Source organism: Lysinibacillus sp. LZ02 (assembly GCF_050613145.1).
Classification (GTDB): Bacteria; Bacillota; Bacilli; order Bacillales_A; family Planococcaceae; genus Lysinibacillus_B.
The window spans coordinates 3865406-3885280 of record NZ_CP192507.1 but is presented as its reverse complement, the minus strand read 5'-3'; the positions used below and the strand labels follow the sequence as shown (position 1 = coordinate 3885280).

16 protein-coding genes are annotated in these 19875 nt (G+C 38.8%); 10 read left to right on the top strand and 6 right to left on the bottom strand.

Translation table 11 applies throughout. From position 1 onward, the window contains the following. Window positions 1-124: 124 nt before the first annotated feature. Window positions 125-1021 carry a homoserine kinase gene (gene thrB, locus ACQQ2I_RS18745; protein ID WP_431028258.1) on the bottom strand — a complete coding sequence of 299 codons (897 nt, stop codon included), beginning with the start codon at window positions 1019-1021 and terminating at the stop codon, window positions 125-127. Next, window positions 1021-2073 carry a threonine synthase gene (thrC, locus tag ACQQ2I_RS18740; protein WP_431028257.1) on the bottom strand — a complete coding sequence of 351 codons (1053 nt, stop codon included), beginning with the start codon at window positions 2071-2073 and terminating at the stop codon, window positions 1021-1023. The genes thrB and thrC overlap by 1 nt, the downstream gene beginning before the upstream one ends. Window positions 2074-2274: 201 nt before the next feature. On the opposite strand from thrC, the gene ACQQ2I_RS18735 reads away from it, so the two are divergent. After that, on the top strand, window positions 2275-3525 hold the full coding sequence (locus ACQQ2I_RS18735) for an MFS transporter (protein WP_431028256.1): 1251 nt from the start codon (window positions 2275-2277) through the stop codon (window positions 3523-3525). A 312-nt stretch (window positions 3526-3837) separates the two neighbouring features. Beyond that, window positions 3838-4683, top strand: coding sequence for a MurR/RpiR family transcriptional regulator (locus ACQQ2I_RS18730; protein WP_431028255.1), 846 nt, complete (start codon window positions 3838-3840; stop codon window positions 4681-4683). Between the two features lie 113 nt (window positions 4684-4796). Here the strand turns inward: ACQQ2I_RS18730 and ACQQ2I_RS18725 are convergent, their stop codons facing one another. Then, window positions 4797-5600: a GNAT family N-acetyltransferase gene (locus tag ACQQ2I_RS18725; RefSeq protein ID WP_431028254.1), complete on the bottom strand. Its 804-nt coding sequence runs from the start codon at window positions 5598-5600 to the stop codon at window positions 4797-4799. Between the two features lie 272 nt (window positions 5601-5872). On the opposite strand from ACQQ2I_RS18725, the gene ACQQ2I_RS18720 reads away from it, so the two are divergent. Then, the gene (locus ACQQ2I_RS18720; protein WP_431028253.1) at window positions 5873-6799 is read left to right on the top strand and encodes a manganese-dependent inorganic pyrophosphatase; all 927 of its coding nucleotides are present in this window, start codon (window positions 5873-5875) and stop codon (window positions 6797-6799) included. A 143-nt stretch (window positions 6800-6942) separates the two neighbouring features. On the opposite strand, the gene ACQQ2I_RS18715 is transcribed toward ACQQ2I_RS18720, so the two are convergent. Then, entirely contained in the window at window positions 6943-8280 is a 1338-nt protein-coding gene (locus tag ACQQ2I_RS18715) for an FAD-dependent oxidoreductase (protein WP_431028252.1), read from the bottom strand. Between the two features lie 161 nt (window positions 8281-8441). Here ACQQ2I_RS18715 and ACQQ2I_RS18710 point away from each other — a divergent pair, with 161 nt between their 5' ends. The 3 genes from ACQQ2I_RS18710 to ACQQ2I_RS18700 all read left to right on the top strand — a co-directional run bounded on the left by ACQQ2I_RS18710 (window position 8442) and on the right by ACQQ2I_RS18700 (window position 12630). Continuing rightward, window positions 8442-9146: a DsbA family oxidoreductase gene (locus ACQQ2I_RS18710; protein ID WP_431028251.1), complete on the top strand. Its 705-nt coding sequence runs from the start codon at window positions 8442-8444 to the stop codon at window positions 9144-9146. A 116-nt stretch (window positions 9147-9262) separates the two neighbouring features. Continuing rightward, on the top strand, window positions 9263-9901 hold the full coding sequence (locus ACQQ2I_RS18705) for an FMN-dependent NADH-azoreductase (protein WP_431028250.1): 639 nt from the start codon (window positions 9263-9265) through the stop codon (window positions 9899-9901). 347 nt (window positions 9902-10248) lie between these two features. Then, complete coding sequence (locus ACQQ2I_RS18700; protein ID WP_431028249.1) at window positions 10249-12630, top strand: bifunctional 2',3'-cyclic-nucleotide 2'-phosphodiesterase/3'-nucleotidase; 2382 nt, start codon at window positions 10249-10251, stop codon at window positions 12628-12630. 204 nt (window positions 12631-12834) lie between these two features. Here ACQQ2I_RS18700 and ACQQ2I_RS18695 read toward each other — a convergent pair whose 3' ends face one another. After that, complete coding sequence (locus tag ACQQ2I_RS18695; protein WP_431028248.1) at window positions 12835-13359, bottom strand: YceI family protein; 525 nt, start codon at window positions 13357-13359, stop codon at window positions 12835-12837. Between the two features lie 235 nt (window positions 13360-13594). Between ACQQ2I_RS18695 and ACQQ2I_RS18690 the strand changes: the two genes are divergently transcribed. The 3 genes from ACQQ2I_RS18690 to ACQQ2I_RS18680 all read left to right on the top strand — a co-directional run bounded on the left by ACQQ2I_RS18690 (window position 13595) and on the right by ACQQ2I_RS18680 (window position 15684). Further along, complete coding sequence (locus ACQQ2I_RS18690) at window positions 13595-13900, top strand: winged helix-turn-helix transcriptional regulator (protein ID WP_391374116.1); 306 nt, start codon at window positions 13595-13597, stop codon at window positions 13898-13900. An 18-nt stretch (window positions 13901-13918) separates the two neighbouring features. Next, a complete protein-coding gene (murB, locus tag ACQQ2I_RS18685; protein ID WP_431028247.1) occupies window positions 13919-14830 on the top strand; it encodes a UDP-N-acetylmuramate dehydrogenase in 912 nt (303 codons plus the stop codon). Window positions 14831-14919: 89 nt separating this feature from the next. Then, window positions 14920-15684, top strand: a complete 765-nt coding sequence (locus tag ACQQ2I_RS18680; protein WP_431028246.1) for an exodeoxyribonuclease III — start codon at window positions 14920-14922, stop codon at window positions 15682-15684. A 61-nt stretch (window positions 15685-15745) separates the two neighbouring features. Here ACQQ2I_RS18680 and ACQQ2I_RS18675 read toward each other — a convergent pair whose 3' ends face one another. Next, window positions 15746-17275, bottom strand: coding sequence for a bifunctional metallophosphatase/5'-nucleotidase (locus ACQQ2I_RS18675; RefSeq protein WP_431028245.1), 1530 nt, complete (start codon window positions 17273-17275; stop codon window positions 15746-15748). A gap of 219 nt (window positions 17276-17494) precedes the next feature. Here ACQQ2I_RS18675 and ACQQ2I_RS18670 point away from each other — a divergent pair, with 219 nt between their 5' ends. After that, window positions 17495-19843 carry a penicillin acylase family protein gene (locus ACQQ2I_RS18670; protein WP_431028244.1) on the top strand — a complete coding sequence of 783 codons (2349 nt, stop codon included), beginning with the start codon at window positions 17495-17497 and terminating at the stop codon, window positions 19841-19843. Window positions 19844-19875: the final 32 nt, after the last annotated feature.

The following is a 19875-nucleotide window of genomic DNA, read 5'->3' as shown; positions in this document are numbered from 1 at the left end:
AGTATACAACAAGAATAGCTCTAAAATGCATGATTTAGCTATAATAATCGAAAAATTCATACTTTTGACGTAAAGAAAGCTAACGCGGAAATAAAAAAATCGCCTTCCTAGGAAGGCGATTTAATTACATTAATGATTGAACAACAATACCGTTTTGATCGGCTTTTGTTAAGATGACTTTATGTTCAGGGAATTTCTTCGCCATATCAGCGACAAAATGCTCTGCAATAGTAGTTGGTACTAACGAAATAAGTGTTGGGCCAGCTCCGCTTAACGCAGTTCCGTATGCGCCACTTGTTTTAGCGGCTGCATGGATTTCATGGAAAGCAGGAATGAGCTGAGCACGGAATGGCTCATGGAATAAATCCTTTTCCATATAATGCCCCATACGTTCGTAATCGCCGGCGATGAGTGCCGCAGCTAACATATTGGCATTCGCACTTGCACGTACGGCGTAACTACGATCAAATTGTTCGGGCAAGACACCGCGTGCTTCCGCTGTTTTTAACTCTACATTCGGAATATACACAACAAATGCTGCATCTACTTCACGCACATGGATTGTATCTACAATACCACTTTCATCCATTGCAGATACGGTTAAGCCGCCTAGTACCGAAGCTGTCGCATTGTCTGGGTGTCCCTCAATTTGAGAAGAGATATTTAATTTATCTTGAGTTGATAAATTTAAATCACATACGATATTCGCTAATTCAATTGCACCAACAATCGCAGCAGCACTACTACCGAGACCGCGTGCAAGCGGCAACTCACTTGTCATTTCAACACGACATGGAGGTAGCTCTTTACCGAACTTTTCTGCTACTTCATATGCAATTTTATAAATTAAATGGTTTTCAGCTGTTGTATCAGTTGGGACATTGTCACCTGTATGAATAAATGCCCACTCGTCCGCTAGAGACACTGTTAAATTTAAGTAAAGTGATAAACCTAACCCGATCGAATCAAAGCCAGGCCCTAAATTTGCAGTACTCCCAGGAACTGTGATTTGCCACTGCATTACAGGATGCCCTCGATATACGTACGGATTTCTTGTTCATCGTTTTTCAGTGATACAAGATCCACTGCGGAAACGCTCATCGCTGTGTCAGGGTCTTTTAAGCCGTTACCAGTGAATACTGTCACCACTTGGCTACCAGCAGGGATTTTGCCTGCTTTTACGGATTTAATCACACCTGCAAGAGATGCTGCTGAACCTGGTTCAACGAAAATGCCTTCTTTACCAGCAATTAATTTGTACGCTTCTAAAATCTCTTCGTCTGTTACCATGTCAATAATACCACCAGACTCATCACGAGCTGCTTCAGCCAGTTTCCAGCTAGCAGGGTTACCGATACGGATCGCTGTTGCGACTGTTTCTGGGTTAGCGATTGGCTCTCCTTTTACGATGGCAGCAGCGCCTTCTGCTTCGAAGCCGAACATTTTTGGTAGACCAGTACCTTTTGCTTCATTGTACTCTTTAAAGCCTTTCCAGTAAGCCGTGATGTTACCAGCGTTACCAACAGGGATACATAAGAAGTCAGGTGCTTTACCTAAAGAATCCACGATTTCAAATGATGCTGTTTTTTGTCCTTCAATACGATATGGGTTTACAGAGTTTACTAAAGAGACAGGTGTTGTTTCGGATACTTGACGTACGATATTTAAGGCATCATCAAAGTTACCATCAATCTCAATAATTTTCGCGCCGTACATACAAGCTTGTGCTAATTTCCCAAGCGCTACTTTCCCTTTCGGAATCACAACGATGGATTGGATGCCAGCACGCGTTGCATAGGCTGCAGCAGCTGCTGAAGTGTTACCTGTAGAAGCACAAATAACGCATTTCGAACCGTCTTCTACTGCTTTTGCGACAGCAAATACCATACCACGGTCTTTGAATGAGCCAGTTGGGTTTGCGCCTTCAATTTTTCCGTAAAGTTCGATACCAAGCTCTTTTGATAAATTCACTAAGTGTACAAGCGGTGTATTTCCTTCATTTAATGTTAAAGCGGGTGTATTTTCATTAACGGGTAAAAACTCTTTATATTCTTCGATTAAACCTTTCCACATAACAAGTTAAGCTCCTTTTGTGCTCACTGGATGAACAATTGTTTTTATATAAAAGACATTTTACTCCTACATAAATTCCATTTCAATAGGAAAACTATAAATAGTCTAAACAATTCGATATTTCAAGTTTTCATTGTCACTTTATTGAAACAAATGTATAGTAACTATGTAACGTCAAGTGTAAAGACAGGTGAGAGAAGAGTGGAAAAAATAATAAGAAATGACAATACGGCTACACATGCACAACCTATTTCCCGCAATAAATTACTCGGTGTTGCGGGTGTTGGTTGGATGTTTGATGCAATGGACGTTGGCATTTTATCGTTCGTTATTGCGGCGCTAACTGTCGATTGGGGATTAACCCCTGTTGAAAAGGGCTGGATCGGTAGTGTGAACTCCATTGGTATGGCGGTCGGCGCATTGCTATTCGGCGTGCTAGCAGATAAAGTAGGGCGTAAACAAATTTTTATGTGGACGCTCGTATTATTTTCCGTTGCGAGTGGATTATCCGCATTTGCGACAACGTTAACAGTCTTTTTGCTATTACGCTTTTTAATTGGTATGGGGCTTGGTGGAGAGTTACCGGTTGCTTCCACACTCGTATCAGAAAGTGTCAAGGCAGAAGAGCGCGGCCGAGTAGTCGTGCTACTCGAAAGTTTTTGGGCAGCTGGTTGGTTAATTGCCGCCATTATTTCGTACTTTGTTATACCGGCTGATTTTTGGCCGATTGAAGGCTGGCGAGTAGCATTATTAATTACAGCTATACCTGCCTTTTATGCGATTTATATACGAATGAAATTACCAGATTCACCACAATTTACAGTGAGTGCAGAGGCCAAAAAACGTTCTGTCTTCCAAAATATCCGTGATGTATGGGCAAAAGAATATGCTAAATCGACCTTCATGATGTGGGTGCTATGGTTTGCAGTTGTATTTTCTTACTATGGCATGTTTCTATGGCTGCCGACGGTCATGGTCGATAAAGGATTCGATTTAATATCGAGCTTTAAATATGTGTTAATCATGACACTTGCTCAATTACCGGGTTATTTTACAGCGGCATGGTTTATCGAAAAGTTTGGTCGAAAATTTGTCCTTGTTACTTATTTAATAGGGACTGCGGCAAGCGCATTTGTTTTTGGTAATGCTGAAACGGTTGGGGTACTACTCGCTTCCGGGATGTTATTATCATTCTTTAACTTAGGCGCATGGGGTGCTTTGTATGCGTACACACCTGAGCAATATCCAGCTATTATTCGCGGGACAGGTGCAGGGATGGCGGCATCAGTCGGACGTATTGGAGGAATTTTCGGCCCATCACTGGTCGGTGTTATGTTAGCTAGAGGATATGATTATGGTGTTATTTTTGCTGTTTTTTGTGTGGCGATTTTAATCGGCGTAGCAGCAGTTATATTGTTAGGGAAAGAAACAAAGCAAACAGAGCTGCGTTAATTCAAAGTAGGGGGAGGACGCTTGTGAGGTAGGCGACTTCTCCTTTTTTGATTGTCAGTTGTAAAGTTTATTAACTTAATTGGATTACTCAAAAAAATATTAATTCTTTTAGGTTTTAAAAATACTAACAGAATTTTTGTCAATTTTGTATCCAAATCAGTTTTGTTTGTTAAAGCGTTAAAGTTTTTTCAGAAAAGTCATTGTATTCAATTAATATTCATGTTAATGTATTTTTTATTATATGGAACATAGCGTGTGTCGAATTAACATCACTGAGACCATTTAACTATTTAAGAAGGAAGGAATTGAAGTATGAGTATTTGCGATAGTATTAAGAAGAAGTACATAAGACTATCAAAGGGTCAACGGAAAGTAGCACAATTTGTCATTGACAATCCTAACATTATTGCGACACAAGTAGCTTCTGAAGTAGGGCGACAAGCGGGTGTTAGTGAATCAACTGTTATTCGTTTCTGCTATGCGATGGATCTATCTGGATTTAGTGAGCTTCAACAAAAAGTGAAAGAGTACTTAATTGAAAAAGATGGAGCTGCACCTGTTACAACGAAAGCACGTGCCATCAAAAAACAGAATATTCCTTGTAATGAAGTGATGTCAAGAGACATAGACAGTATCGTCAATACAATGCAAAGAATGCATGAACAAAATTTTAATGAAACAATTGATCTTCTACATAACGCAAACCGTATTTTTATACTAGGTGTTAGAAGTTCAGCACCTGCTGCACTTTGGTTGTATAATAACCTTGCATCTTATCGTAATAATGTACAGTTAATGAGTTATAATACAGAAAAAATTGCTATCGATTTAACACAAATGAATGAACACTCTGTACTGTTTGTTGTCGGCGTAAATGAGCAACAGGATGATGTGATGGCTGTAGTCGAGTTAGCAAAACGTAAAAAAGTGAAGCTTGTAGCGATTACAGATAATGTACCGTGTCCACTGCAAAAGCAAGCAGATTTATTGCTTACAACGGGTACATCGGAACATAACGTTATGTCATGTGATATTGCTGTGTTTTCATTGCTTCATTCCATTGTAGAGTGTATGATTATGCAATATAAAGAATACTATACATCAGCACGCACTCAAAGTACACACAATATTCCGAATTCGCTAATAGAGTGGGTATAAAAAACTCGGTATTTTCATCAATGAAAATACCGAGTTTTTAAATTTGTAATTGACATGTAATCTAAGAGTGAAAGTTTGTTTTACAATAAAAGAAACCTATTCTAGCATAACTATTAATTCATGAAAATTTTGCTATAGTATAGTTCGTCGAATGTTTCGTTCTGTAGTTTAAAGGCATTTTTACGTGTACCTTCACAAACATAACCGTGTTTTTCGAATAATGAACGTGCATGTTCGTTATGTGCCAGAATTTGTACTTCTAAACGTTGAATTTCATGCTCTTTTGCCCATCTCTCTGCTTGTGTTAGCAAGGCTGAGCCAATACCAGTACGTTGGAATGCTTGTGCAACACCAATGCGTAGCGAAGCCACATGTTTTGTACGTGCCGAGATGTTCCCGTTAATCAGTGTGTAGCCTGCAAATTCGCCATTTACGATACAAAGTAAAATCGTGCTCGTTTTTACTTTGCGCCATTCCATCATTGCTTTACGTAATTTTTGAACGGTTAAATTTTGTTCATTCGCATTAAAATACTCGAAATCGCATTCACTAAAAATCGTTTCTTGCAGATTGATGAATGCGCGAGCATCATCTGTTTCGATTGTACGAATAATATATGTTTGATTATTTGTTCCATCTCCTGTGTCTCCATTATTATTTTTCTGGAGGCGTGAGAAAGTGACGGAACGTCCTAATTTCACGTCAACTACATTATATTCCGCGTTTAGCCAAGCTAAATAATGTGTTAGCGGCGGCTTCGTTTTCTTCCACCAACTCAAATTTAAGTATGCCGCATTTGGTAGGCCTTGACCCATAATGTTTTCAATTGCTTCATATGTAAGGGTCATTTCAGGTTGAGTAGAATTTTGGAAGAACTCAGCTAATGGAATGTATTTTTTATCCATTTTCTTCGTCATAATAATCCTCGTTTCTCTAAGGTGAAAATTATATAATTTTGTCATAAATAATATATTTTTAATAAATTTAAGTAAGCACCTTCGTATTCTAACATTTTATCATAATAAAATACTATAGGATAATAAAAAATAAAAAGAAGAGATTGTTGTTTTTTGTCGAAATTAAGGCGAAGTGCCGCGAAATAGAAAGTTCTATTTTTAATCACACATTGAGATGTGATAAAATGTATTCGGTAAATATAAGTAAGTTGAATAATTTAGGAGGAAATGAAATGAGCAAAGTAGTAGTGTTTGGACACAAAAATCCAGATACAGATACAATTACATCAGCCATTGTATATGCATATTTAAAACAACAATTAGGTGTAGATGCAGAGGCGGTACGTCTAGGTGAAGTAAATAATGAGACAAAATTCGCGTTAGAAAAATTCGGTTTTGAAGCGCCGCGCTTAATTGGCAATGTAAAAGAAGAGGCAGCAAAAGTAATTTTAGTTGACCATAACGAATTCCAACAATCTGCGGATGGCATTGAGGAAGTTCAAATTACAGAAGTAATCGATCACCACCGTATTGCTAATTTCCAAACAGCGGATCCACTTTACTTCCGTGCAGAGCCAGTTGGTTGTACAGCAACAATTTTAAATAAAATCTTTAAAGAAAACGGTGTGGAAATTCCAGCGAATATTGCAGGACTGATGCTTTCTGCTATCGTTTCAGATACACTTTTATTCAAATCGCCAACGTGTACAGAACAAGATGTACAAGCGGGTAAAGAATTAGCTGAAATTGCAGGCGTAGATGCTGCTGAGTATGGTCTAGCCATGTTAAAAGCAGGTGCGGACCTGTCAGATAAATCTTTAGAAAACTTATTATCGTTAGATGCAAAAGGCTTCGAGTTTGGCGAATACAAATCAGTTGTAGCGCAAGTAAATGCAGTCGATATTGAAGATGTGTTAGGCCGCCAAGAAGAGTTAGTAAACTTACTAAATAAAAACGTAGCAGATAATGGCTTAGATTTATTCTTCTTTGTTGTAACAGATATTTTAAACAATGATTCAACGGCGGTAGCGGTTGGACAAGTAGCAGAAGCTGCTGCCAAAGCATTTGGTGCTGAAATCGTAAACGGTCGCATTGCTCTACCAGGTGTTGTATCTCGTAAAAAACAAATCGTTCCGGTATTAACAGAGAACCTGAAATAATTTGAAGGGGTCGTCTGAAAAGCCATTTTGCGACGGCACCTTGCGACCATCGCAGGAGCAATATTCCTTAATGGATCCTTATTAAGGAGTGAAGGGGGTGTGCTGAAAGTTTATACTTTCAGCGCACCCCCGTTTGTGTCCTTCTAATCTAAATGTTTCTTTTTGAGTTTTAACGGGTAAACAGCTGGCCCTTCGATGACATTGCCATGCTCGTCGAAGCGTGAGCCGTGACAAGGGCAATCCCATGTATTATCTCCTTCATTCCAACGTGTTCGACAACCTAAATGCGTACATTTTGGCGCATCCATTCGAGCCAGATGACCATTCAAAAGCTCTACCCCGATAAATCCAGCTGTTTTAAAGATCTGTTGCCATGCTTGCAATGTCATATGGCGAGTCGGGGCATATAAAGCTTTTGCTATATGATCTTCCTTCTTGATATAGCTGGTCAATAGTTCTCCTGCAACAAGCGAATTAGATAAGCCCCATTTATCATAACCTGTCGCAATATAAATGGGAGAGTCTGATTCCAGAGGCCCGACATACGGGATTTTATCAGGAGTTTGTACGTCTTGTGCGCTCCAATAAAATGTCGGTAGTCCGGTCAAATGAAACGTCGTTTGTAGCTCTTTTTCAAACGTATCATAGTAAATAGCTGTTTCTGTTTTCGTACCGGCGAGGTGGTTGCTGCCACCGTAAAGTAAATATAGTGTGTTGTGGATAGAGGCAGTACGGATGGTACGAACAGGTTTATCGATGCTAATATATTGCCCTTCTAGCAACTCGTGTACCGGTATAGCGGTCAAGTACGAGCGATTAATCGCTAGCTTTGAACTATACAGGCGTTGTAAAGACGTAATAGGATAATGCGAACAAATCAGGAGTTGCTCAAATAGAATACGCACACCATTTTCAAGTTCGATAAATTGTTCCGTAATCGTTGTAGCCCTTGAAGACGTATAAATCCGAGCCCCTGCTTGCTGCGCTTCCTTTGCTAAAAAAGTGAGGACTTCGACAGGGTGAATTTGCGTTTCATTTTTAATACCAAGTGCTAATGCGACCGAAATCGGTAACTCTATTTCAGTTGTAGCAAAGGCTTCGATTCCTAACTGTTCATAACGATTATACTCCTGCTGTAATTGTTTTTTGCCATCTTCTGTCGTTGTATAAACGAATGAAGTAGCCGATTGAAATAAGGAGCCTGGAAATTGTTCCTTAAAAGAGGCAATGGCTTGTTGATTGGCCTGATAATATAACTTTGCTTCTTCTAATTCGAATCCAGCATATTTGTTACTATGCTGAATGGTTAGTTTTCCTGTAGAGTATGCGGTTGTCCCTAAGCCGATATTTTCCTGTGCTTCAATTAATAAAACATCCACACCTGCCTTTGCCAATAAATAGGCGCTATATATTCCCGTTAAGCCCCCTCCCACAATACAGACTGTGCATTGGCTATCCTCTTCTAAAGGAGTTGTTGTCATCAATGTTTGCTCATGTAACCAAACGGACTTTTCGATTGTTCTCGCCTTCTCTCGTTTTTAAACCCAGTATTGGAAAGATAGGGTGACAATATTCATGAGACTTATCGATTGTAAGAGCTTACATATCCTCGTTACAATGGATAATGAAGGGGGACGCTAGCATGAAAATTGAAGTGTGGTCAGACTATGTATGCCCATTTTGTTATATTGGCAAAAGGCAGCTGGAAAAGGCGATTAAGCAATCAGGATACGAGGGTCAAGTTGAAGTGGAATATAAAAGCTTTCTTTTAGATCCAACAACACCGATTGATGCAGAAGAGTCTATTTATACAGCGCTAGCTCGTAAATACAATTTGTCTGAAAAAGAAGCCGAAAATATGACAGCAAATGTAGCTGCTCGTGCAAAAGAAGTAGGACTAGATTATAATTTCGCTGAGATGAAAACAGCGAATACGACAGCTGCACATCGTTTAGCGAAATTAGCTATCGAACAAGGTAAAGAAGAGGTATATAATGAGCGTCTTATGAAAGCTTACTTTTTAGAGGGTGAGGCAATTGGACGCCATGATGTGCTAAAGCAGTTAGCGAAAGAAGTAGGTCTTGAGATGGACGCAGTAGAGCAAGTGTTAACAAGTAATCAATATGAAGAAGCGGTTGAACAAGATATTCATGAAGCACAGCAAATCGGTGTGCGTGGCGTGCCGTTTTTTGTTGTAAACAATAAATACGGGATTTCAGGTGCGCAGCCACAACCGTTATTTGAACAAACAATTGAACAAGCAGCATCAGAAGCAGGCTTAAAAAAATCCATTCAAATCGTAGGTGAAAACGGTCCTGCTTGTTCAGATGGACAATGTGACATATAAATTCAGTCTAAAGTAGTAGAGTAACTAACTTGAAAAAAGTAAGTTGCTCTATTATTATAAAAGAGTATCTCGAATTCGAGATAAAAAAACCCTGAATGATAAGGAGATTCAAATAAATGACAAACGTATTAGTAGTGAAAGCGAACAACCGCCCAGATGGCGTATCAACAAAAATGTATGAAACATTTGTTGCAGAAGCAGCAAAAGTAGAAGGGATTAACCTTTCAACATTTGATGTGTTTGAAGAAAACTTACCGTACTTCGGACAAGAGTTATTCAATGCTTTCGGTAAAGCACAAACTGGTGAAGCATTAAGCGACATCCAAAACGCGTCTTTAGCAGCATTGAACAAATCACGCGAAGTATTATCAGCTGCAGATGTAGTTGTATTTGCATTCCCATTATGGAACTTAACAATTCCAGCCGCATTACAATCATTCATTGATTATACTTACGGTGCAGGCTATTCATTTAAATATGATGAAAATGGTAACTTAGTAAGCTTAATGACAGACAAAAAATACATTGTATTAGCAGCACGTGGTGGCGTTTATTCAACACCAGAAACTGCACCGATGGAAATGGCGGTAAATTACATTAACAACGCAATTGGTGGAGTATTCGGTATGCAAAAAGTGGACGAGGTAATTATCGAAGGTCACAATGCCAACCCAGCAGAAGCAGAAAACATCATCGCAGCTGGTTTAGAAAACGTAAAAGCAGCAGCACAAAAATTAGTAACAGTAACAGCGTAATTAAAAAGTTGATAGAATATAAAGCCTGTATCTTAGATTATCTAATCTAAGATACAGGCTTTATTGTTATTCAACTAAAGAGGAGGTTAGTGGAATCACTTTGTCAAATCAATTCTTGTGTATATTTTTTCAGCGTCAATAACTACTTCATTTAATTTAGTTAAGGGCGTAATTAAATTATTGGTTGTTTTATTACAAGAAAATGTTCTTTTGAATATAATTCAAATCTCGTATTTAAAAGTTCATGCAATATTCTATAGTTATACAATAATTAACGAAAAAAATATATATATTGCTATAAAAATACATTAAAATATTCATGTATAGAAAATTTTAGGAGGTATTTCATGCGTAAATCTATTTTCACCGGAACAGTAGCAGCAGCGCTTTTAGCGATGGGGTTAGGTCAAGGGAATAATGTAGAGGCAGAAACAAACCAACAACAAACAGTCACTCGTGGTGAGTATGTTGTTGAGTTAATTAAAAGCTTAGATGTAGAGTTAGGAGATGGTTCTTCTGTTACGTTTAAAGATGTTTCACCAGAGTTAGCTCCTTATGTTGAGAAAGCAATAGAATTGAAATTAGTAACGGGCATTAATAAAACAACTTTTGCACCTGATCAACAATTAACACGTTTACATGCATTTGTAATTGCGGCTCGGGGGTTACAAATGAAAGATGCACCGTTATCTACATTAAACCAATTTGAAGACGCTGGAAGTATTTATGCTATGCATAAACAGGCAATCGCAAATGCAGCAGCGGCAAACCTTTTACAGGGGCTGGCAGACGGTACAATTGACTCTGCAAAAATTGTGACACCTAATCAAATGCAACAAATTATTGAGCGCGTTGTAGAAAAGTACAATGAACAAAATACATCAGAAGGACAGAATCAAGATGAAGATAAAGTAACATTACGTATTTTAGGTACTTCTGATATTCATACGAATTTAGCAAACTATAATTATTATTCAGATGCTGAGGATAATACAATTGGTTTAGCCAATACAGCTACTTTAATTAAAGAAGCACAACAAGAAAATTTAAATTCTGTATTAGTCGATAATGGGGATTTAATTCAAGGTACACCACTTGGTTCATATAAGGCGTTAAAGGAACCAGTAAAAGAGGGAGAAGTACATCCAGCAGTGGCAGCATTAAATGCATTAAGCTTTGACGTAGCTACACTTGGTAATCATGAATTTAACTACGGACTGGATTATTTAGATGAAGTGATGGACGATGCAGATTTTGCGTGGGTAAATGCAAACGTACGTGATGCACAAACAGGTAGCCACTACTTCGAACCATACATTATTTTAGAGCAAGAAGTGGTAGATGAAGATGGAGAGACACATACAGTAAACGTTGGGGTAACGGGTATCGTGCCACAACAAATTTTAGGATGGGACACAATTCATTTAACAGGTAAAGTAACAGTAGATGAGCCTATCGATGCATTAAAAGAAACCATTCCACAAATGGAAGCGGCAGGTGCTGATGTCATCGTTGTTCTTTCTCATTCGGGTATTGGTAGCGATACGTACGTGAAAGGATATGAGAACGTAGGTTATCAAATCACAGAGCTTGAAGGGGTAGATGCGGTTGTAACAGGTCACTCTCATGCGACATTCCCTGGTGATTACAAAGATTTAAAAAATGCGAATCAAGAAAATGGTACAATCAATGGTGTACCAACAGTGATGCCAGGTGCTTATGGTGCATACTTAGGTGTTATTGATTTAAATCTTGAACAAGTAGACGGCGAATGGGAAGTATTAGGTGGGACAGGTGAAATTCGTTCAATTGAAGGTGTAGAAGCTGATAAAGAATTATTAGAAGCCGTTAAAGCTGATCATGAAGGTACCATTGACTATATCCGTCAACCTGTAGGAGAAACAGCGACAAACATTAACAGTTATTTTGCATTAGTACAAGATGCTGCATCAATTGAAATCATTACAGCTGCACAAACGGCCTTCGTAAAAGAGCAAGTAGCAAATACAGAAGAGGCGAGTTTGCCGATTCTTTCTGCAGGTGCACCATTCAAAGCTGGTTCTCGTGACAACGCTGCAGATTATACGAACATTCCAGCAGGTCCGTTAGCGATTAAAAATATGGCAGATATTTATCATTTTGATAATACTGTTGCAACTGTAAAAGTAACTGGTGCAGATGTAATTGAGTGGCTAGAAATGGCTGCAGGTGTATTTGCAACAATTGATCCTAATTCAACTGAAGAGCAAAATATAATCGATACGGAAGCACGCTCTTATAATTTTGACGTATTAGATGGTGTAACATATGAAATCGATATAACATCACCAGCAAAATACGATCGCCGTGGTAACATAGTAAATGAAAAAGCGAACCGTATTAAAAATGTTCAATTTAATAGTCAACCAATAGATTTAGACCAAGAATTTTTAGTGGTGGCAAACAACTATCGTGTAGGTGGTTCTTATGGTGCCAAGTTTGTAAAAGAAGATAGCTCAAATTTAACTATATATGCTTATGAAAATCGCCAAGCTATTGTAGATTATATTATCGAAAAAGGGACAGTGAATGTAACACCAGACAATAACTGGACATTCGTCGACTTCCCAAAAGGTACGAAAGTTATTTATCGTACTGCTAATGTAGCAAAAGACTACATTCCAAAAGATAGCACTATTGAATACTTAGGCGAAGATACAAACGGCTTTGGTAAATTCCTTTTAAAATAGGCGTTATTTAATAAATAAGCTAAATATCATCTCTACATTGTAGGTGAGAACGGGGGTGTCTAGAAAGTAAAAACTTTCTGGACACCCCTTTACTTCTTAATAATTATCCATTAAGAAATAGTGCTCCTGCGGTGGTCACATCAAAATGCCACCATCCTCGTCGCGAAAGGTTCCGTCTCAAAATGTCTTTTCAGACGGCCCCTTTTAGCTATTTAATGTAACTAAAACCGTAATTTGAATATTTTCATCAATAATCGTACCGTTTGCTTCTATTAATGCATTGTATGTAAGACCGAAATCTTTTCGGTTAATGACTGTGGAACAAGTAAATGAATGCGTTTCCGTATTCCATTCTGTCTGTTGTTTCCCTTTATAGAGAACATCAAATGTAACGCTTTTGGTAACGTTTTTAATCGTCAAATCCCCTGTTAGCGTGTATAATTCTTCATCGCTAGGAATAAGATTTGTTTTTGTAAAATAGATTTTGGGGAATCGGTCGGCATCAAAAAAGTCCGCTGAAATTAAATGTTGATCACGTGCTAAGTCTCGTGTAGAAATACTTGCTACATCAATTTCGATTTCGATTTTGCCTGCATGAAGTTGCTCGATCGTCGGTGCTTCGATTTTAGCTGTATATGAGCCGAATGTACCTTTTACTTTTGAAATTTTCATATGACGAACAGAAAAACCGATTTCTGAATGTGTCATATCAACAGTGAAATGTGCCATAAAGAAACCTCCCTTACATGTTTTTGTAATAAATGATAAATTAAATGTGAAAATTACTCAATAACTATACATAAAATAGCATTGTTGGACCTATATGTATATGCTATTTAACATCTATAGGTAATTACTTTTGATAAGTAAATTTAAAATGGTAAACTACTATATATACGTGTAAATGAAAAATTTACTTTCATATAAAATATCGTTAAAATAAACGAGGTAGAGGTGACCTTAAATGAAAGAAACAGCATTATGTCCACGACTCGCTAAGGCGATGGAACTCATTGGAAAGCGTTGGACAGCGTTAATTATTTATCAATTATTAGGTGGACCGCAACGTTTTAATGCGATTGAGGCTGCTTTACCAATTAGTGGGCGATTGCTTTCGGAACGTTTAAAAGAGTTAGAAAAAGAGGAAATTGTCGAACGTAAAGTATATTCAGAAGTGCCAATCCGAGTGGAGTATTCTTTAACGGAGAAAGGGCGTTTTTTAGAAGGCGCTATTCGCGAAATTGAAAATTGGGCACAAAAATGGACGTAAGGAAAGGGAATGGCTTACATGACAATTGAAAAATGGGTATCGGATTTAGCCCAAATGGTAAATCCGCAAAATATTAAATGCAACGAGTCGCTAAAGCAATATACAATGACGAAACTGGGTGGTAATGCAGATGTGTTTGTTATGCCAGAGACAGAAGAAGAAGCGGCGAACATCGTCAAATATGCATATGAAAATAATGTTCCGTTGCTGATGTTAGGCAACGGTTCAAACATGGTTGTACGTGATGGCGGTGTAAGGGGCATTGTGATCCATTTTGCTAAACTTGACCGTATCGACATTGATGGTGAAATGGTGATTGCACAATCAGGTGCATTAATCAAAGAAGTATCCAAGCTTGCTGCGGCACAGGCGTTAACAGGCTTTGAATTTGCTTGTGGTATCCCAGGTTCAATTGGTGGTGCCATGGCAATGAATGCTGGTGCATATGGCGGAGAAATTAAAGACGTCATTGTAGATTGTACAGTATTAACTCCAACAGGCGAACGAATCGTATTATCTAAAGATGAACTAGAATTAGCATACCGTAAAAGTGTTATTACGAAAAAAGGCTATTATGTGCTAAATGCAAAATTTCATTTAGCAAAAGGGGATCAGGAGGAAATTGATGCCAAAATTGCAGATTTAACATTCCAACGTGAGTCAAAGCAACCCCTCGAATATCCATCGGCAGGAAGTGTATTTAAACGCCCACCAGGTTACTTTGCAGGGAAGCTCATTCAGGATAGCCAATTACAAGGTAAAGGTGTGGGTGGAGCAGAAGTATCCACAAAACATGCTGGCTTCATCATTAATAAAAATAATGCAACGGCAACGGACTATATTGAAACGATTCATATGGTGCAACGTGTCGTTAAAGAAAAGTTCAATGTTGATTTAGAATTAGAAGTGAAAATTGTCGGAGAAGATTAGTTTAAATAGCCCTGCTACTTTATGTGGCGGGCTTTTTTTAGCGTATAGATGTATAAAAAAGATACTATCTTTCTAAAGGAGAAAAAGTAATGAAATTTATATCATGGAATGTAAATGGCATCCGTGCTTGTATCACAAAAGGTTTTTTAGATTATTTTCATCAAATGGATGCAGATTTTTTTTGTATTCAAGAAACAAAATGTCAAGCCGGACAAGTAGATTTACAGTTAGCAGGCTATTATCAGTATTGGAATTATGCACAGAAAAAAGGTTATTCGGGAACAGCCATTTTTACAAAATATGAGCCCCTAAGCGTATCGTATGGCGTCGGTGATGAGGAGACAGAAGCAGAGGGGCGTATTATTACACTTGAATATAGCGACTTTTATGTAGTTAACGTCTATACGCCGAATGCACAGCGTGATTTAGCCCGTCTTCCGTTTCGCCTAGAGTGGGAAGATAAGCTAGCGCTCTATTTAAAACAGCTGGATGCGAAGAAGCCTGTGATTTATTGTGGCGATTTAAACGTCGCATTCCAAGACATTGATTTAAAAAATGCGAAGGCAAACCAAGGGAATTCGGGTGTCACGATTGAAGAGCGTGGGAAAATGGCGGATTTACTAGCAGCAGGCTTTACCGATTCATTCCGTCATTTTTATCCGGATCGCACGGACATTTATACATGGTGGAGCTATATGGCAAAAGTGCGTGAACGGAATATCGGGTGGCGTATTGATTATTTTATTGTGTCGAACCGCCTTGTCCCGCAACTGAAAAAAGCACATATTCATGATCATATATTAGGTAGTGATCACTGTCCAATCGAGCTTGAACTAGAAGGTGTGTCTATTTAAAAAGGGAACAGTCCTAACAATGCGTTGTTTTAGGACTGTTCCTTTTAGTATGTTTAACTATTTATATTTCCACCTTAAGATTATGATTCCATGTTGCTTTTACAACGGGATACTTATAAAAATAATTCGCAATGAGTTCAGTCATATCGATTTGAATATCTTTGACAATCGGTTTATTTTTGAACATTGGGAAGTTGCCAGCGCCCGTAGCACGGTAGTTATTCATGACAACGTCGAATGTAGCATGCATATCGATCGGTTTTCCGTTATAAAGAGCTTTGGTCACACGTTGACCACGCGGGTTTGAAATGGTGAATTCATATTCAATCCCCGCCCACAAATCATAGTTATAGGGTTCGTCTTTTGGCACTTTAAATGTAGGGCTAACGACGAGTGTATTGTTTTTAATTTCAAAATAAGTTGCACATTGCTCCAGAGCATCCCAAATATCTTGCCCTGTTAGACGTAGTACTTTTAGTGTATTCGGGTAAATATAGCTACTGACAATGTCCCGCATTGTTACGTGTGTATTAAAACCACTGACTTTATTATGAAATAATGCCGTTGTAGAAAGTTGGGCACCGGAAGCCTCTAGTTGCACGTGGTGAATAAAGTCTATAAATGGGTGTCCTTGTAACCGTGCTTCAAATGGGTTTTCCACAAGAATCGGGGCATCGATTGTGCCGATGGTTGTATCGAGCCATTGCTCCGTTTGATTATACAATGATTGCGCAAGTGTGAGTAAAGGATAATATGGTTTTGTTTGTGTATCTACATAATGAAGCTGTGGCTTTGCAGAAATAATAGTTTGCCCTTCTATCGTTAATTCCACTTCCGCTAAACAACTTCCTTTTGAGCTAGGTTGAACAACTGGTTTACCGTGCACAAATGTAGCAATTTCTCGATGCTGATGACCTGAAATCAATACATCAATGCCATCGATTTCTTGACACATACGATAGCCCTCGTTTTCAGTAGTGTTTTCTAAAACCTCACCTGTCTGTAAGTCACACTCGAAGCCGCCATGATAGCTCACAATAACAATATCTGCAAGTGGACGTACCATTTCTACAGTGTTCTTTACTGCTTCAAAAGCATTGATGAACTGTAACCCTTCAATATGAGCTGGGTTTTCCCACAATGTCACAAAATGCGTTGTAGCGCCAATAATAGCAATGCGTAACCCTGCTAGTTCTTTCAAAATGTAAGGTTTTGTCCAATACGTACCATCCCTTGTTAAAATATTGCATGCTAGCCAAGGGAAATGAGATTGCTCGATAACTTGTTGTAAATAGTCTTTGCCATAATTAAACTCGTGGTTGCCAAATACCGCCGCATCTACATTTAAGGTATTGGCTGCGAGAATCATCGGGTCAAGTCCTTGTTTTTTTGTATGATAGTAATACGTAAGTGGACTCCCTTGAATTAAATCCCCATTATCAATGAGTAAAGTGGGTTGTTGTGTTCGTATTTGCTCAATATATGTCGCGATTTTAGCTAAACCGAGTGTCGTATCCGGAGGTTGCCGGTAGTCGGTTGGATAAAGGTATCCGTGTAGATCGCTTGTTGCTAAAATTGAAATTTTTATCATTACGACGAACCTCTTTTCTAAAGTAACAAACCTATATAATTTCTGTATTTTAATAATACGCTAATTATTTTCAGGATTATACATAATGACTTTGCGTTAGATAGACCTATTATGAGAAATTATTATTTACTGCTCAATGAATCGAATGAAAAAGGGAATGCCGTTTTACAGAGGTATTCTTCTTTTTTTGTAGAAATACCATGAATAAGGGGGGAAGATGTGAAGAATAAGCTTTTACGTATTGTGCTATGGGGGATCGGTATTGTTGTTAGTTTAGTAGCTATTACCCTGATTGCATTTAATTTTTACATTGGTAGTTCGAAACCCATTATCGATGGTGAGTTGACTGTGTCCATATTAGATGAAGATGTGACTGTTGTACGTGATGAAGCCGGAGTGCCGCATATTGAGGCACAGTCGGATGCCGATCTTTACCGTGCACAAGGGTATGTGCAAGCACAAGACCGATTATTTCAAATGGATTTAGCACGTAGGCAAGCAAGCGGTCGTTTAGCAGAAGTAGTGGGGGAAGCAGCGGTTGAAACTGATAAATTTTTCCGTACGTTTAGCCTTCGTGATGCAGCAGAAAAATCATGGGGTGGTTATGATGCTGAAGCGAAGCAAGTTTTAGAGTGGTTTGCGGAAGGCGTGAATGCCTTTATGGAAGAAGAACATGTTTCGTATGAATTTAAATTGCTAGGGTATGAACCAGAGCCATGGACACCATTAGATTCACTGACAATCGGTAAGTATATGGCTTATGACCTTGGAGGAAACTGGAGTCTACTTGCATTTCGCCATTGGGCATTAAATCATTTGTCAGAAGAGCAAGTAGCTGAACTCATTGTGGATTACCCTGAGGAGGCACGTTCGATTATCGAGGCAAATGTAGAAAGTGAAGTACAAGTAGCAGGAGCATTTCATATCAATGCGATACCGAATGAATTTAACGGCAGTAATAACTGGGTTGTATCAGCAGAAAAATCCGAAACAGGAGCACCACTGCTAGCAGATGACCCACATTTAGGATTAGGTACACCTTCCATTTGGTATCAAATGCACTTAAAGTCACCAGTACAAAATGTGAGCGGGGTTATTTTCGCAGGGGTTCCGGGTATTATTTTAGGACATAACGAAGAAGTAGCTTGGGGAGTAACGAATGTGAATCCGCAAGTGCAGGATTTATATATCGAAAAGCCAAATCCTGATAATCCGTATGAATTTTTATATGACGGAAAGTATTATGCGGCGGAAGTACGCGATGAACCAATTCAAGTAAAGGGCGGCGAAACAGTTGATTTTGAAGTCATTGTCACAAAGCATGGTCCGATTATTTCAGACCTTGTGTTCGCGGAGGAACCAGCAAGTGCTGTGTTCTCGATGCAATGGACGGCACTTGAACCGACGCGTGAGTTGCAAGCCGTATTAGGCTTTAATAAAGCGAAGAACTGGGATGATTTTGATGTAGCGCTCCGTGATTTTATGGCGCCTGCCCAAAACTTTGTATTTGCTGATACGTCTGGCACAATCGCCTATCGAGCAAATGGGAACGTCCCAATTCGCAAAATCGGAGACGGCAAGCTACCTGTTCCAGGTGATTCTTCGCAATATGGTTGGGAAGGCTACGTACCATATGATGAACTACCGACCGTGATGAATCCGGAAGAAGGCTATATTGCGACAGCTAATAATGAAATTATTGGGGAAGAATATTCATATTACATTACAGATTTTTGGGCACAGCCATATCGTTATGAACGAATTGTGGAGCTCTTAGAATCGAAGGATCAATTAAGTGTACAGGATATGAAGGATATCCAAATGGATACCGTTAATTTATATGCAGCAGAATTTTTACCGTATTTCATCGAGACGTTAAAGGTTGCAGATACAGAAGGGAAATATACAGCCATTATTGCCTCACTGGAAGCTTGGAATTATGATGAGGCCATTGATTCAAATGCAGCGCTTATTTTTAATTTTATGATGGAAGAAGTAAAAGAGACGCTATTTATGGATGCAATGCCGGCAGATGTGTATAAAATGATGCCAGGGAAATATCAAATCATGGATAATTTTTTGCGTGATGCATATGCGGGCAACGAAGGGGTTTGGGTGCAACAAGCAGGTGGTCTACAGGCACTTGTTTTTGGTTCATTTGAAAGAACACTAGAAGAATTAAACGATTTATATGGTAGCAATTATGAGAAGTGGGCATGGGGTGATTACCATCAGTTGACGTTTAATCATTCCATCGCGTCGGCACATGAACTCATTGCTTGGTATTTAAATCCGCAGCCGCAACCAATCGGCGGGTCACGGACAACAGTGCAAGCAGCAGCGAACAGAGCGAATGGTGAGGTGGATCACGGGGCATCGTGGCGATTTGTAGTTGATTTGAGTGATTTATCACAGGCGGAGCATATCGTTGGTCCTGGTCAAAGCGGCCATAAGCAATCCGCCTGGTATCATAATCAAGTAGATGATTGGGCGAATGGAAATTACCATAAAACAAGTATTGTAGGCAAGTATGATGAAGCCTATGAGCTCATTTTAAAGGCGCAATAGCATAAATAGAGAGTGGAGGAAGAGCTGAAAAT